The sequence below is a fragment of the Cellulophaga omnivescoria genome (assembly GCF_027915275.1).
Taxonomy (GTDB): Bacteria; Bacteroidota; Bacteroidia; order Flavobacteriales; family Flavobacteriaceae; genus Cellulophaga; species Cellulophaga omnivescoria.
In genome coordinates, this window is record NZ_CP115819.1 from 3,564,304 (window position 1) to 3,579,625 (window position 15,322).

Genomic DNA, 15,322 nt, shown 5'->3' on the forward strand with positions numbered 1-15,322 from the left:
TTAAGTAGATTAGCTGTACTTTTGTAGTATGATTAGGGTAGTTATTATAGGGTTAGGAAATATTGGCACACACTTATACAATGCATTTAGTGCGTTAAACAATGTATCTATTGCAATGCTATACAACCGTACAGAAACTGCATTACTGCCTTTTAAAAATAGTGTAAATACAACTACTAACATAAATAACTTACCAGATGCAGATGTGTACATAATTGCAATTTCTGATGATAATATTATTTCTCTATCTACTGCGCTAAAACTACAAAACAAACTAGTTGTACATACTTCTGGTAGCGTACCTATATCTGTTTTAGATGATAAAAATAGAAAAGGATCTTTTTACCCATTACAAACGTTTAGTAAAGAAGCAGTAGTAGATTTTGCGCGTATACCTATTTGTATAGAAGCAGAAAACAAGACTGATGAAGCTTTACTTCTTCAACTGGCAGAAAGTGTTTCTAACAGTGTACATAAAATATCATCGGAACAACGAAAATCCATACATTTGGCTGCAGTTTTTGTAAATAATTTTAGCAATCATATGTATCAAATTGGGCAAGAAATTTGTGAAGCAAACAAGGTACCTTTCTCAATTTTATCACCTTTAATACAAGAAACCGTTGCAAAACTAAATACCTTATCTCCTTACAATGCACAAACTGGACCTGCAAAACGTAATGATATTGGTACTATGCAACGTCATATAACTGAACTAACAAATAATACGCATAAAGAAATATACAGCGTTATAAGCAAATCTATTACCAATACTTATGGAAAAAAGTTATAAAGAATACCTACATAATATTACCACTTTTGTTTTTGATGTAGATGGCGTTTTTACAGACGGATCTGTACTTATTACAGAAAACGGAGAATTACTACGTAAAATGAATGTTAAAGATGGTTACGCACTTAAAACTGCAATACAAAAAGGCTTTAATGTTTGTATCATTTCTGGCGGAACAAGCGAGGGTGTACGTACTAGATTTAAAGGTTTAGGCGTTAAAGATATTTACTTAGGCGCTCACCTAAAAATAGAACCTATAAAAGAGTACTTATCTACTAATAACATAGATCCTACAAATGTTTTGTATATGGGTGATGATATGCCAGATGTTCCTCCTATGAAACTTGTTGGTATGCCTACTTGCCCGCAAGATGCTATACCTGAAATTAAAGTCGTTAGTAAGTATATATCTCAAAAAAACGGAGGTAATGGTTGTGCCAGAGATGTTATTGAGCAGGTTTTAAAAGTACAAGGCAAGTGGAATGATAATTATAGCGCTAAAAACGACTAAATGCTTTCTGAAAAACTAAAAGATTACAACATTATATTGGCTTCTGGCTCTCCTAGAAGGCATCAGTTTTTTAAAGAATTAGATATTAACTTTAAGGTTGATGTTAGACCTATTGAAGAGGTTTTTCCTAATCATTTAAAAGCCGAAGAAATTACAAATTATTTAGCTGCACTAAAAGCTGAGCCTTTTAAGGCATCTCTGCAAGAAAAAGATATTTTAATAACATCAGACACCATTGTTTGGCATAATAATGAGCAATTAGGAAAACCAAAAGATGCTGCAGATGCTATTAAAATGCTTACAAAACTATCTAACTCTTGGCACCAAGTAGCAACATCTGTATGTTTTACATCTAAAAACAAACAAATTACAGAAAGTCATATTACTAAAGTAAAATTTAAAGCTCTTAGCTTAGAAGAAATTACATATTACGTAGAAAACTACAAGCCATTAGATAAAGCTGGTGCTTACGGTATACAAGAGTGGATTGGCTTAATTGCTATTGAAGAAATTATTGGCTCCTACCCTAACGTTGTTGGCTTACCTACGCATTTAGTGTATAAAACTTTGTTAACTATAGCAAATGCATAACATTTTAAGTAATTTTACTTAAAATGTATTTGTTATGAAAAAATTAGTTGAACTAGGTATAATAGTCGCTACACTATTAGTATCTAATGCGTGTAAAGAAAAAATACAAACTCAAGATGTTGCTGCTGTTACTCCTGAAAAGGTTATTGAAAAAGAAGAGCCTAAACCATTATCTGATCAATTTAAAAAGTATTGGTACAATGGTACTGCAGAAATAACATCATATAATTTACAACAAGCTAGATATGGCGAATTAAGACAAGGTTCTGCTGTTATGGTTTTTGTTACAGAACCTTTTAATACTACAAAACAAGTAAAAGCAGATAAACCGGACAAAACAAGCGTTCCTGTTTTAAAGTTAAACAGCACTAAAAAATTTAATACAGGTATTTACCCGTACTCTGTAATGTCTAGCACTTTTTATCCGGTTGGTGATAATTCTGCTTCATTAAAAATTACAAATACTGTACAAGAATGGTGCGGACAAGTATTTTCTCAGTTAAACAATAAAGAAAATTTTGAGGTTTCTTCTTATTCTTATTTTGAAAGTGAAGGAGATGAAAAATTGACTCTAAAAAAAGATATATTAGAAAACGATCTTTGGGCAAAAATTAGAATAAACCCAAATGCCTTACCAAAGGGCAAACTAACTATTATTCCTTCTTTTCAGTACATTAGGTTTTCTCACAAGCAACTAAAAGCCTATAATGCTACTGCCAAGGTAACTAATAATGATAATTTAACAGTGTACAGTATAAATTATCCAGAGTTACAACGCAATTTAAGCATTACATTTACCACCGCTTTTCCGCATACTATAGAAAGCTTTACAGAAACACACGCTAGTGGTTTTGGTGCCAATAAAAAAATGCTAACCACAAAAGCAACATTAAACAAAAGAATACAAACGGCCTATTGGCAACAAAACAGAAATAAAGACTTACATTTTAGAGATAGTTTAGGATTATGAATGAATTTATAGATGCACATCAAAATCAATTAATAAACAGCTTAATTTGTGTTTTAGCTTTTTTGTTTTTACGGTTTGTTACAGCAAAAGCAATTCGTAAAATAGGAAGAATAAGCGATATAAATAAAGTACGCACAAAGTTAATTATTAGGTATATCACCATACTTTATATGGCCATAAGCTTTATAGCACTTGTGTATATCTGGCAAGTAAATTTTGAAGATCTTGGTATAATATTTTCTTCTGTATTTGCTGTTTTAGGGGTAGCATTATTTGCATCTTGGTCTATACTTAGCAATATTACAGCTGGTGTAATATTGTTTTTCTCTTTTCCTTTTAAAATAGGAGACCGTATAAAAATACTAGATGGAGATTTTGCAGAGGAAGTAGATATTTTAGATATTAAAGCTTATCATATTTATTTAAAAAAAGATAATGGTGAACTTCTTACCTATCCTAATAATTTACTTTTACAAAAAGGTGTTGTAATTATTAATAAAGATGATAATAATGATGATACCACAGAGGGTGATTATATTTAAATAAGCAACTGTATGAAAAGAAAAAACAGACGTAAAGTAAATCCTTATTCTGATAAAAAAACGTTTAATATTGAAGCGTTTTTAGCAAACTCATCTTTAATTAATTATTCTAAAGAAAGCTACAGTTTATTAAAAGGAGAAGATTTAAAAGAAATATCTATCACAAAAGATACATCAGTTATTTCTTGGTTAAATATTTATGGTTTTCAGCATTCACAAGCTGTACGCAAAATAATTGCAGATAATAATATGGACGAGTTTTTAATAAACCTTGTCATAGATAACAACCACAGGAATAAGGTTATAGAATTAGACGATTGCTTTTTTTTAACATTAAAATCTCCTTATTATTCTGTAGAAAGTAATGAAACAATGTTTGAGCAAATGGTTTTTGTTGTTGGTGAAACCTACGTTTGGAGCATACAAGAGGTAGAAGGAGATCATTTTCAGCATTTAAGAGAGCGTATTGAAAAAAATTTAGGAATTATTAGAAAAAAAGGTGCAGATTACCTTTTTTACCTATTAATGGAAGCTATAATAGATAATTATTATATTGCTTATGATAAACTTACCGAAGCTAATATTGGTTTAGATAATTTAAATGAAACCAAACCTACACCAGAATTTGCACTAAAAGTTGAAAATAACAAAAGACAATTAAACCAAATTAAAAGGATGACTATTAGTATTAAAGATGCTATAAATCAACTAGAAAATATTGATTGTTTTGAGTTTGATATTAAATATTTTATTGAAATTAAAGAGCAAATTGGATTAATGAGTGATGAAATTGACTTTAACTTAAACCAATTAGACAGTTCTTTAAACCTTATGTTTAGCATACAAAACCATAGACTTAATGAGGTAATGAAAACCTTAACTATATTTTCTGTAATTTTTATTCCGCTTACCTTTTTAGCTGGTATTTATGGTATGAACTTTAAAAATATGCCAGAATTACAAACAGAATACGGTTATTTTATTCTATTGGGTGTAATGGTTTTGGTGTCTTTGGTGTCTATTTTTTTTATTAAAAGAAAAAAATGGTTTTCTTAAATCATTAACAGACACTAGAATTAACAAAAAATAGTTAAAATATGGTGTTAAAGAACCTTTAAAATTAACTTTCTTAAGCGTAGAACTTGTTATATTTGAGCATCAACCAAAATTAACATTTATGCGCCAAATACTGGTATCTTGCGTAATTTTTACATTATGCATTAACTTAGGATTTTCTCAAGCTCCTAAAAAAAAATCGTCTACAGAAATTTATCACTCTTTACAAAAGCTAAACTTTTTAGGTTCTGCGTTGTACATTGCTGCTCATCCAGATGATGAAAATACCAGGTTAATATCTTACCTATCTAACAACGTAAAAGCCAAAACAGCATATTTATCTTTAACTCGCGGAGATGGCGGACAAAACCTAATTGGACCAGAAATTAGAGAACAATTAGGTGTATTACGCACGCAAGAATTACTTGGTGCACGTAGTAAAGATGGCGGAGAACAATTTTTCTCTAGAGCAAATGATTTTGGTTACTCTAAACACCCAGAAGAAACATTAGCTATTTGGAATAAAGAAGAAGTTTTAGGAGATGTTGTACAAATTATTAGGCAATATAAACCAGATGTAATTATTAATAGATTTAACCACAGAACTCCTGGTACCACACACGGTCACCACACTACATCTGCAATGTTAAGTGTAGAAGCTTTTGATTTGGTTAATGACCCTAAAGCCTACCCAGAACAATTAAAACTAACAGAAACTTGGCAACCAAAACGTATGTTTTTTAATACATCTTGGTGGTTTTATGGTAGTGAAGAAGCTTTTAACAAAGCTGACAAAAGCAAACTAATGAAATTAGATGTTGGTGTCTTTTACCCAATACTGGGCGTATCTAATAATGAAATTGCTGCACTTGCTAGCAGTCAACATTTATGCCAAGGTTTTGGTAGAGTGTCTACCAGAGGAAGCCAAGATGAGTATATAGAACTTTTAAAAGGCGATATGCCTAAAAGCGATGATATTTTTGAAGGTGTTAATACAACTTGGTCTAGAATAGATGGCGGCGTTGCTATTGGAAAAATACTAAAAAAGGTTGAAGAAAACTTTAACTTTAAAAATCCCTCTGCACATTTACCACAACTTATAGAAGCCTATAACCTTTTACAAAAATCTAAAGATACACATTGGAAAAATATTAAAACAAAAGAGCTAGAAGATATAATTACAGCCGTAGCTGGTTTGTATTTAGAAGCTAATGCAAATAATACTAATAGCACACCTGGTGGCAACTTTAAGGTATCTATAGAAGCATTAAATAGAAGCACTGCAAACATTGTTTTAAAATCTGTAAACGTTGGTGATACTACCCTAACACCTAATATTTTGTTAGAAAACAACACAAAGCAAAACCTAACTTTAGATGTTGCTGTACCAGCAGATACAAAATACACTAGCCCTTATTGGTTAATGGAAAAAGGTACACTAGGTATGTACACTGTAAAAGATAAAAAACTAATAGGCAAACCAGAGACACCAAGAGCTTTTAATGCAGATTTTGAACTTAGTATTAACAATTACACTTTAACTATTACTAAACCTGTTGTTTATCACTACTCTAAACCAGACAAAGGAGAATTGTACAGACCTTTTGAAGTTTTACCGGAAGCTAGTGTTGGTATAAAAGATAGAGTTATTATTTTTTCTGATGAATCTTCAAAACAAATACCAGTAACAGTTAAGGCTTTAGCAAATGATATTTCTGGCGAAATAGAATTAACTTTTTCTAAAGGATGGAAAGTAGCTAATGCAAAGCAAAATTTTAATATTAAAAAACGCGGAGACTCAAAAACAATTACATTTACTGTTACGCCTCCAAATAGCGAATCTGAAGGTTCTATTTTACCGGTTGTAAAAATTAATGGTAAAGAACTTAATAAAGAGCTTGTAGTGATATCTTATGATCACATACCTACACAATCTGTTTTATTACCGTCTGAAGCCAAAGTAGTACGTTTAGACATTAAAAAAACAGGAAAAAACATTGGATACATTACTGGTGCAGGAGATAAAATTCCTGAGAGTTTAGAGCAAATTGGCTACAATGTTTCTACCATAGATCCTAACAGCATCAACACTGCTTCATTAAAAGGTTTTGATGCCATTGTAGTTGGTATTAGAGCATACAACGTGGTAGATGAATTAAAATTTAAACAACACTTTTTATTAGACTATGTTAAAAACGGCGGTAATTTAGTTATTCAATACAATACAGCCGGCCGCAGCAAATTAGGAGTAGATAACCTTGCTCCTTACCCATTAGAGCTATCTAGAGACAGAGTTACTAATGAGTTTGCAGAAGTTACCATTTTAGCAAAAGATCATCCTGTGGTAAACACTCCAAATAAAATTACTGCAAACGATTTTAACAATTGGGTACAAGAACGTGGTTTATACTTTCCTAACAAATGGGGTAAAGAATTTACTCCTATTTTAGCAATGGCAGATAAAGGAGAAGAGGCAAAAAAAGGTAGTATTTTAATTGCTGCTTATGGAAAAGGAAATTACGTATATACGGGAATTAGTTTTTTTAGAGAATTACCTGCCGGTGTACCAGGGGCATATAAATTATTTGCCAATTTATTATCACTTCCTAAAAAAGAATAAAACACTATGAAAGATAAATTTATTTGGAAAAAAGAATATTCTTGGGTGTTACTTTTAAACTTAATGTATGCCATTGTTTTTTTTATAATAATGAAAATTTACAATTAGTATGGCAGAAATAGATTGGTATTTACTTATAGGAACACTGTTATTTATTGTAGGTTTTGGCGTATACAAAACAAAAGGAAGTAAAAATGTAAACGATTATGTTTTAGGCGGCAACCAGTCTAAATGGTGGACAATTGGGTTGTCTGTAATGGCTACACAAGCTAGTGCAATAACATTTTTATCTACACCAGGACAAGCCTATAACTCAGGAATGGGCTTTGTGCAATTTTACTTTGGTTTACCATTAGCTATGGTAGTAATATGTATGGTTTTTGTACCATTATATCACAAACTAAAGGTATACACCGCTTATGAGTTTTTAGAAAACAGGTTTGACGTTAAAACCAGAACACTTGCTGCGTTTTTATTTCTAATTCAGCGTGGCTTAGCTGCTGGTATAACCATTTACGCTCCTTCTATTATTTTATCTGCAGTACTTGGTTGGGATTTAAGAATTTTGAATATTTTAATTGGCATTCTGGTTATAATTTACACCGTATCTGGCGGCACAAAGGCAGTAAGCGTTACCCAAAAACAGCAAATGTTTATTATTATGCTGGGTATGTTTGTAGCTTTTTATTTTATTTTAGATTATTTACCAGACGATATAACATTTAGCAAAGCCTTAAAGGTTGCAAGTGCAAGTGATAAATTAAATATTTTAGACTTTAGTTTAGACACACAAAGTAGGTACACTGTTTGGAGCGGATTAACTGGTGGATTTTTCCTGTTTATGTCTTATTTTGGTACAGATCAAAGTCAAGTACAAAGGTATTTATCTGGTAAATCTGTAAGAGAGAGTCAGCTTGGCTTAATATTTAATGGTATTTTAAAAATTCCAATGCAATTTTTTATTTTATTGGTTGGTGTAATGGTATTCGTATTTTATCAATACAACGTATCTCCCTTAAACTTTAATCCTGCTGCTACTGCTAAAGTAGAAAACTCTATTCACGCTGAAGACTACAAACTTTTACAGGAAGAACACAAGTACATAACAGAGCAAAAAATAGTTGCCCAAAATAAATTATCTGTAGCAATAGACCAAAATAACAGTAGCGCTCAAAAAAAAGCTAAGCAAGAAATAATAGCTTTAAATGCACAAGAAAAATTAGGGAGAGACGCTGGTAAAAATTTAATTAAACAAGCAGATGATTCTGTAGAAACAAATGATACAGATTATGTATTTATTCACTTTATACTAAATTATTTACCACAAGGAATTATAGGTCTTTTACTGGCTGTAATATTATCTGCCGCTATGTCTTCTACAGCATCAGAACTTAATGCTTTGGGTACTATTAGCGCTTTAGATATCTACAAAAGGAGCATTAAACAAGGAGAGACAGAAGAACACTACGTTAAAGCATCTAAAGTACTAACACTAATTTGGGGTATTTTAGCCATATTAATTGCCTGTGTAGCTAGCTTGTTTGATAATTTAATACAATTGGTAAACATTATAGGTTCTATTTTTTACGGCAACGTATTAGGCATATTTTTACTAGCATTCTTTTTTAAATATGTTAAAGGAAATGCGGTATTTGTAGCTGCAATTATTACACAAGTTATTGTAATATTTGGCTGGGCTTTTGACTGGATGTCTTATTTATGGCTAAATGCTTTTGGTTGTGCTTTAGTAATTTCTATTGCTACAATGCTAGAAGGTTTTGATAGAATGATGAAAACTAATGCTGATTTAGATATTTAGAAAATATACTTATTTAGGTTTCTAATTTAAAAAAACCCGTAAAACATTTAGCTTTACGGGTTATATATTCTAAGGATCAAAATTATTTAACTCCCCACTCTTTTAAAGAGTCTTCATTCATTTTAATATAATCTGCATTACCTGCTTCTTTAGAACCAGCTAAAGACTTTTTAGCAGTTTCTATAGCTTTTTTCTTGTCTCCAGCTTTAGCATAAATTAAAGACAGCTGTCTTAACTGGTAAAAAGCAGGTTTCTCCATCATACCTATAGCTTTTTCCATCCAAGTTTTTGCTTGGTTAATATCTTTACCAGCTTCTTTATAATAAACCGCAGCAGCATAGTAGTCTTGTGCACTTGGGCCATTCATTGTTTTTGCAATTGCATCAGTAACTGTTTTATCTGTTGGTACTTCAAACTTAGCTCCTACATAAACATCTTCCCATAAAATACCTAAAACAGCAGAGTTAGATGTTAAGTCATCAAAAGTCATAGTAAATGTTTCAATTTTCATAGGCATTTTTACAACTTCTGCGTTTATTGTTGCAGCAACCTTAGACTCATCCCAAGCTCTTGGTGTACCCCAATTATTTGTATCTGCATAAAAAATAACTTCCCAAGTATTTTCTCCTGGTTTAGTAAATACTGCATAAGAACCAGCCTTTACTTCTTTACCGCCAATAGTTACATTGTTACTAAATGTAATTATTGTATTTTTATTTGCTCCTGTTCTCCATAATTTAGAATAAGGTACTAGGTTACCAAAAACTTCTCTTCCTCTCATAGATGGTCTAGAGTACTCTAAAGTAACATCTGTTAAACCTACTTTTTGTTCTATTTTAGTAAACGGACTAGGTTGTGGTGTTTCAATTTGTGCTTGTACTCCTGTTAAGGCAAATACAGCTACCAATAGTAATGCAATTTTTTTCATTTGATTTATAGTTTTTTAAGTTTCTTCAAAATTAAGGCACACCCAAGCCTTTAAATGTTAACAAAACCTTAAATTTTATAAAGTAAAAACTGCTATTAAAATAACAACTATTTGCCATCTAACTTGTAAATACTGGCACTAGCTCCCAATTTTGTAAAGGACTCAGAAGACATATAGTAGCCACCATTAGGTAAGGTAGCAATCCCTTCCATTTGTACAAAACCAATATCTAATTGTGTTCTTTTTGTAACTCCGGCAAACAAATTAGTATTTGTGCTATTGTTTACTTCTACCACAAATGGCATCATAAACATATTGTAGCCAACCAAAACTACTTTATTACTTTTGGTATTATATGTTGCCCCTGTTACCAAGCCTTTAGTATTGTATTCCCCTACTTTTGTTGCTATATATTTTCCTGGTTTTACAGGTATTTTATAAGCGGCTGTTTTTTTACCTCTCCACTGCTTTGTTAAAATATAAAGTTCATTATTTTTATAAAACATAGCTTCTGCATCAAAGTCATTACTACCCTTACGCTTATTGTCTTTTTTATCTGGATAACTATAGAAAATTTTTTCAGCAGAAACTTTTTTAGATGTTTTTATAGCCTCTTTAGAAATTTTATAAACAACTAAGTCTTCTCTATCTCCCCAATAATTACCAAAGTCACCTACATAAATATAATTTAGGTCCTGCGCTAAATCTTCCCAGTCTATATTTTTAGCATTTACAACCTCTATTTCTTTTTCTATCTTAAGTGTTTTATTATTTAATTGATATAAAATTGGTGCATTACCAGAATCATTATGAGTAATTAACGTATCATCATAATAAAGTAAACCTGAAGACTCGGAAACAGCATCGGGCAAAACGCCTACCAAAGTGCTACTTAATTGTCCAAAAAGCACACCCAAGGACAGAGCAGAAATATATAAGAATACTATTTTAATCTTCATCAATAAATACTTAGTTTACAATTAGCTACAAAACTAAGTGTAAGTTATAAAACCATAAATACTTTTAAGTAAAACATAACATTTTAATGCTCAAAACGTCAGTAAAACCAGGATAAGTAAATTTTTGTCTAATCTTTTTAATAATTAGTTAGACATTTTTGTATCTTTGTTTAAGAAATACAAAAATTATGGCAAAAAAAAAGAACATAACAGCAGAGGATATTATCAGTTTTTATATGGATTATGTATTAGAAAACGAAAAGCAACCGTCTTCTGTATACAAGTTCTCTAAGTCCAATAATTTTGATGAAGCTATTTTTTATAATTTCTTCAATTCTTTTGAGACATTAGAAAAAGAAGTATTTAATGCGTTTTACAACCACACAATAAGAGCTTTAAAGGCAGACAAAGCTTATGAAGATTTTAATAGCCGTACTAAGTTACTAAGCTTTTACTATACTTTTTTTGAGATGCTTACAGCTAATAGAAGTTATGTTGTTTATGCACTTAGTAAACATAAAAACAAACTAAAAAATGTAAGTATGTTATCTTCACTTAAAAAGAGTTTTGCTACATACATTACATCCTTAGAAATTGAGACTATTGACCTTAAACAAGAAAAGTTAGAAAAAATTCAGCAAAAAACAATTATTGAATCTGCTTGGTTGCAGTTATTAATTACTATTAAATTTTGGTTAGATGATACTTCTTCATCTTTTGAAAAAACCGATATTTTTATTGAAAAAAGCGTTAATACTACGTTTGATTTGCTAGACACTAAACCTTTGCAAAGCATTATAGACTTAGGAAAGTTTATTTATAAAGAAAAAGTTAATATGAACTTGTAAGCCTATGAAAACTATAGATACAATACCTACATCTAAAATACAACGTGCTAGTAAACTAGTTACAACAGGAGCTAAAGTTGGTGTTAATTATTTAAAATATTATGGAGATAAATTAACCAAGACTGAAACTGAAGCTAAGGAGCGATTGAACAAAAATAACGCAGAAGATATTTATGACAGTTTAAAGCAGCTTAAAGGCAGCGCTTTAAAAGTGGCACAAATGTTAAGTATGGAGAAAAGCATACTGCCACAGGCGTATGTAGAAAAATTTTCTCTTGCTCAATTTTCCGTTCCTCCGTTATCTGCTCCTCTGGTGCAAAAAACATTTAAAAAATATTTTGGAAAAACTCCAAACGAAATTTTTGATACGTTTAATGTAAACTCTGTAAACGCAGCTAGTATTGGACAGGTGCATTACGCAGAGGCCAATGGCAAAAAACTAGCAGTTAAAATTCAGTATCCAGGTGTTGCAGATAGTATATCTACAGATTTAGCTATGGTAAAGCCTATAGCCATAAAAATGTTTAATATTAAAGGAAAGGACTCCGATAAATATTTTTCGGAAGTAGAAAATAAGCTTATAGAAGAAACAAATTACTTGCTAGAAATTAAGCAAAGTAAAGAAATGGCCAAAGCCTGTAAGCATATACCAAATTTAAAATTCCCAGAGTATTATGAGCAATTTTCATCGGAGCGCATAATTACAATGGACTGGATGAAAGGAGAACACCTAAGTGAATTTACTGCCCATAATAGCGATCAAAAGAAAGCCAATGTAATTGGACAAGCCCTTTGGGATTTTTATATGTATCAAATGCACGCTCTACGTAAAGTACACGCAGACCCACATCCTGGCAATTTTTTAATATCTAACAAAGGAGAATTAATTGCTTTAGATTTTGGATGTATAAAAGAAGTGCCAACAGACTTTTACATACCCTATTTTGAATTGGCAAAACCAGAAATTATTAATAATCCTGTTTTGTTTTCACAAAGAATGCATCAATTAGAAATATTAAAAGAAGAGGATACTAAAGAAGAAATAGCTTTTTTCTCTGATCTTTTTTATGAAATGTTAAGTTTATTTACAAAACCATTCCATAATGAAACGTTTGATTTTTCGGACCCTGTTTTCTTTAATCAAATTGCAGAATTAGGAGAAAAGTATAGCAAAAGTACAGAACTGCGTAAAATGAACGGAAATAGAGGCTCTAAACACTTTATTTATATAAACAGAACATTTTTTGGACTTTATAATTTAATGTTTGATTTAAAATCTAAAGACATTAAAATAAACAACTATTTATTGCTCTAAAACAATGATAAAATACAACACCAATAACATAAAAGAACTAGAACATTTGTTTAAAATTAACTTAATAAACAGTGCAACTGGTTACAAATCTGCCAACTTAATTGGCACTAAATCTGTAAACGGACAAGAGAATGTTGCTGTTTTTAGTTCTGTTGTACATTTGGGTTCTAACCCCGCATTGTTAGGTTTTATTTGTAGGCCAACAACAGTACCTAGGCATACTTACAAAAATATAATAGAAACCAAAACATATACAATTAACCACATACACCAAGATATTTTAGAAGATGCACACCATACATCTGCTAAATACCCAGAGAACATATCTGAATTTAACAAAACCAATTTACAGCCAGAATATATAGGTAACTGCACTGCTCCTTTTGTAAAAAATGCTCCTGTACAATTAGAGTTAAAATTTATAGAAGAAATGAATATTGTTGCTAACGATACAATTTTGGTTATAGGGGAAATTATCAATTTATATGTAAAGGAAGATCTTTTACAACAAGATGGATTAATAGATTTATCTAAAGGTAAAGTGGCAGCCATTAATGGTTTAGATGCTTATGCAGTGCCAGAAACAAACATAAGATTTGAATACCAAAGACCAAAATAAATGAAAATACTAGTAACAGGTACAACAGGCTACATAGGCAAAAGACTAGTGCCCCTTTTAATTGAAGAGGGCCACAATGTTGTATGTGTTGTTAGAGACAAATTAAGAGCTGAAGAATGGTATAAAAACGAACCTTTAATTACTGTTGTAGAGGCAGATTTTTTAAAAAAGAGTTCATTACAAGCCATTCCTAAAGATATTGATGTAGCTTACTACCTAATACATTCTATGTCTAACTCAGCTACCAATTTTAAATCGTTAGAAGAACAGTGCGCCATTAATTTTAAAAATTACATTGAACAAACCAACACAGAGCAAGTAATTTATTTAAGCGGAATTACTAATGACCCTAAACTATCTATGCATTTATCTTCTAGAAAGTTAGTAGAAGAAACACTTGCATCTAACAAATATGCTCTTACTACATTTAGAGCTGGTATTATTGTGGGATCTGGTAGTTCTTCTTTTGAAATTATAAGAGATTTGGTAGAAAAATTACCGGTAATGGTTGCTCCTAAATGGCTAAATACCAAAACACAACCTTTAGCTGTTAGGGATGTTCTTTTATTTTTATCCAAAGCTCTATTAAAAAAGGAAGTTTATAATAAAGGGATAGATATTTTTGGACATAATGTACTTACCTACAAGCAAATGCTATTACAGTTTGCAAAGGTTAGAGGCCTTAAAAGAACAATAGTTACAGTACCTGTAATGACTCCCAAATTATCATCATACTGGTTGTACTTTGTAACATCTACATCATATAAACTAGCATCTACACTTGTTAAAAGTATGGGGGTAGAAATTATAGGTAAACCAAGCAATATTAATTCTATTTTAAACATAGAGCCTATTAGTTATAAGGAGGCCGTAGAATTAGCTTTTGAGAAGATAGAACAAAATAGCATTGTATCTAGCTGGAAAGATTCTATTGTTAGCAGTGGTAGATTAAAAGCCAATTTACATAAATACGTAAACGTACCAAAATATGGTTGCTTTACCGATTATAAAGAGCGTAAGGTTACAAACAAAATTAAGACTATTAATAAAATTTGGGCTATAGGCGGTCCTACGGGCTGGTATTACGGTACAATATTATGGAAATTTAGAGGGTATTTAGACAAACTTTTTGGAGGCATAGGCTTACGAAGAGGAAGAACAAGCTCTACAGATTTAAGCGCTGGCGATGCATTAGACTTTTGGAGGGTAATATTTGCAGACAAAGAACAACAAAAATTACTCCTTTATGCAGAAATGAAGTTACCCGGCGAAGCTTGGCTTGAGTTTAAAATTGAAGAAAACATATTAAAACAAACTGCTACTTTTAGACCACGAGGTTTGGCAGGTAGGCTGTATTGGTATAGTGTACTTCCTTTTCATATGTTTATTTTTAATGGAATGATTAACAAATTAGTTGCATAAAAATGAGTTTAACCATACAACAAATAGACCGAATAATTGAAATGGCTTGGGAAGACAGAACTACTTTTGATGCAATTAAATTTCAATTTGGATTAACTGAAAAAGAAGTTATTACTCTAATGCGGACAGAAATGAAACCAAGCAGTTTTAAAATGTGGCGAAAAAGGGTGCAGGGACGTAAAACAAAACACGCAAAACTGAGAACATTTGTTAGCGGACGTTTTAAATGTAGTAGACAAAAACAAATTACAAATAACACTATAAGTAAAAGATATTGAATAAACTGTTTTATATAAATAATAAGTAGTTTATTGCCATAATTATTATAA

At 31.1% G+C, this 15,322-nt stretch carries 15 protein-coding genes; 13 read left to right on the forward strand and 2 right to left on the reverse strand.

What is annotated here, in order from left to right:
* Window positions 1–28 precede the first annotated feature (28 nt).
* The 8 genes from PBN93_RS15675 to PBN93_RS15710 all read left to right on the forward strand — a co-directional run bounded on the left by PBN93_RS15675 (window position 29) and on the right by PBN93_RS15710 (window position 8,902).
* Complete coding sequence (locus PBN93_RS15675) at window positions 29–793, forward strand: Rossmann-like and DUF2520 domain-containing protein (protein WP_271081079.1); 765 nt, start codon at window positions 29–31, stop codon at window positions 791–793.
* Window positions 777–1,304: a KdsC family phosphatase gene (locus PBN93_RS15680; protein ID WP_271081080.1), complete on the forward strand. Its 528-nt coding sequence runs from the start codon at window positions 777–779 to the stop codon at window positions 1,302–1,304. Before PBN93_RS15675 ends, PBN93_RS15680 begins: the two co-directional genes overlap by 17 nt.
* Window positions 1,305–1,895, forward strand: a complete 591-nt coding sequence (locus PBN93_RS15685) for a Maf-like protein (RefSeq protein WP_271081081.1) — start codon at window positions 1,305–1,307, stop codon at window positions 1,893–1,895.
* 34 nt (window positions 1,896–1,929) lie between these two features.
* Window positions 1,930–2,865 carry a septum formation inhibitor Maf gene (locus tag PBN93_RS15690; protein WP_271081082.1) on the forward strand — a complete coding sequence of 312 codons (936 nt, stop codon included), beginning with the start codon at window positions 1,930–1,932 and terminating at the stop codon, window positions 2,863–2,865.
* Window positions 2,862–3,407, forward strand: a complete 546-nt coding sequence (locus PBN93_RS15695) for a mechanosensitive ion channel domain-containing protein (protein ID WP_077404503.1) — start codon at window positions 2,862–2,864, stop codon at window positions 3,405–3,407. The genes PBN93_RS15690 and PBN93_RS15695 overlap by 4 nt, the downstream gene beginning before the upstream one ends.
* Window positions 3,408–3,419: 12 nt before the next feature.
* On the forward strand, window positions 3,420–4,463 hold the full coding sequence (locus PBN93_RS15700; protein WP_077404506.1) for a magnesium and cobalt transport protein CorA: 1,044 nt from the start codon (window positions 3,420–3,422) through the stop codon (window positions 4,461–4,463).
* 121 nt (window positions 4,464–4,584) lie between these two features.
* Window positions 4,585–7,083 (forward strand): PIG-L family deacetylase, encoded by a 2,499-nt coding sequence (locus PBN93_RS15705; protein WP_271081083.1) that lies wholly within the window; start codon window positions 4,585–4,587, stop codon window positions 7,081–7,083.
* A 109-nt stretch (window positions 7,084–7,192) separates the two neighbouring features.
* Window positions 7,193–8,902 carry a sodium:solute symporter gene (locus PBN93_RS15710; protein ID WP_077404512.1) on the forward strand — a complete coding sequence of 570 codons (1,710 nt, stop codon included), beginning with the start codon at window positions 7,193–7,195 and terminating at the stop codon, window positions 8,900–8,902.
* A gap of 82 nt (window positions 8,903–8,984) precedes the next feature.
* On the opposite strand, the gene PBN93_RS15715 is transcribed toward PBN93_RS15710, so the two are convergent.
* Together PBN93_RS15715 and PBN93_RS15720 are read right to left on the reverse strand one after the other, a co-directional pair.
* A complete protein-coding gene (locus PBN93_RS15715; RefSeq protein WP_077404515.1) occupies window positions 8,985–9,830 on the reverse strand; it encodes a DUF2911 domain-containing protein in 846 nt (281 codons plus the stop codon).
* 107 nt (window positions 9,831–9,937) lie between these two features.
* Entirely contained in the window at window positions 9,938–10,789 is an 852-nt protein-coding gene (locus PBN93_RS15720; RefSeq protein ID WP_271081084.1) for a hypothetical protein, read from the reverse strand.
* A gap of 188 nt (window positions 10,790–10,977) precedes the next feature.
* On the opposite strand from PBN93_RS15720, the gene PBN93_RS15725 reads away from it, so the two are divergent.
* Genes PBN93_RS15725 through PBN93_RS15745 form a run of 5 tightly spaced genes read left to right on the forward strand, consistent with a single transcriptional unit; the run spans window position 10,978 to window position 15,271 of the window.
* Window positions 10,978–11,637 carry a TetR family transcriptional regulator C-terminal domain-containing protein gene (locus tag PBN93_RS15725; RefSeq protein WP_271081085.1) on the forward strand — a complete coding sequence of 220 codons (660 nt, stop codon included), beginning with the start codon at window positions 10,978–10,980 and terminating at the stop codon, window positions 11,635–11,637.
* A gap of 4 nt (window positions 11,638–11,641) precedes the next feature.
* On the forward strand, window positions 11,642–12,952 hold the full coding sequence (locus PBN93_RS15730; protein ID WP_271081086.1) for an ABC1 kinase family protein: 1,311 nt from the start codon (window positions 11,642–11,644) through the stop codon (window positions 12,950–12,952).
* A 4-nt stretch (window positions 12,953–12,956) separates the two neighbouring features.
* The gene (locus tag PBN93_RS15735) at window positions 12,957–13,571 is read left to right on the forward strand and encodes a flavin reductase family protein (protein WP_077404527.1); all 615 of its coding nucleotides are present in this window, start codon (window positions 12,957–12,959) and stop codon (window positions 13,569–13,571) included.
* The gene (locus PBN93_RS15740) at window positions 13,572–14,993 is read left to right on the forward strand and encodes an SDR family oxidoreductase (protein WP_271081087.1); all 1,422 of its coding nucleotides are present in this window, start codon (window positions 13,572–13,574) and stop codon (window positions 14,991–14,993) included.
* 2 nt (window positions 14,994–14,995) lie between these two features.
* On the forward strand, window positions 14,996–15,271 hold the full coding sequence (locus PBN93_RS15745; protein WP_077404534.1) for a TIGR03643 family protein: 276 nt from the start codon (window positions 14,996–14,998) through the stop codon (window positions 15,269–15,271).
* Window positions 15,272–15,322: the final 51 nt, after the last annotated feature.

Coding starts and splice junctions, on each gene's coding strand:
- PBN93_RS15710 (WP_077404512.1), top strand. CDS start 7,193: ATGGCAGAAATAGATTGGTATTTACTTATAGGAACACTGTTATTTATT.
- PBN93_RS15680 (WP_271081080.1), top strand. CDS start 777: ATGGAAAAAAGTTATAAAGAATACCTACATAATATTACCACTTTTGTT.
- PBN93_RS15730 (WP_271081086.1), top strand. CDS start 11,642: ATGAAAACTATAGATACAATACCTACATCTAAAATACAACGTGCTAGT.
- PBN93_RS15700 (WP_077404506.1), top strand. CDS start 3,420: ATGAAAAGAAAAAACAGACGTAAAGTAAATCCTTATTCTGATAAAAAA.
- PBN93_RS15720 (WP_271081084.1), bottom strand. CDS start 10,789: ATGAAGATTAAAATAGTATTCTTATATATTTCTGCTCTGTCCTTGGGT.
- PBN93_RS15715 (WP_077404515.1), bottom strand. CDS start 9,830: ATGAAAAAAATTGCATTACTATTGGTAGCTGTATTTGCCTTAACAGGA.
- PBN93_RS15685 (WP_271081081.1), top strand. CDS start 1,305: ATGCTTTCTGAAAAACTAAAAGATTACAACATTATATTGGCTTCTGGC.
- PBN93_RS15705 (WP_271081083.1), top strand. CDS start 4,585: ATGCGCCAAATACTGGTATCTTGCGTAATTTTTACATTATGCATTAAC.
- PBN93_RS15675 (WP_271081079.1), top strand. CDS start 29: ATGATTAGGGTAGTTATTATAGGGTTAGGAAATATTGGCACACACTTA.
- PBN93_RS15690 (WP_271081082.1), top strand. CDS start 1,930: ATGAAAAAATTAGTTGAACTAGGTATAATAGTCGCTACACTATTAGTA.
- PBN93_RS15735 (WP_077404527.1), top strand. CDS start 12,957: ATGATAAAATACAACACCAATAACATAAAAGAACTAGAACATTTGTTT.
- PBN93_RS15695 (WP_077404503.1), top strand. CDS start 2,862: ATGAATGAATTTATAGATGCACATCAAAATCAATTAATAAACAGCTTA.
- PBN93_RS15745 (WP_077404534.1), top strand. CDS start 14,996: ATGAGTTTAACCATACAACAAATAGACCGAATAATTGAAATGGCTTGG.
- PBN93_RS15740 (WP_271081087.1), top strand. CDS start 13,572: ATGAAAATACTAGTAACAGGTACAACAGGCTACATAGGCAAAAGACTA.
- PBN93_RS15725 (WP_271081085.1), top strand. CDS start 10,978: ATGGCAAAAAAAAAGAACATAACAGCAGAGGATATTATCAGTTTTTAT.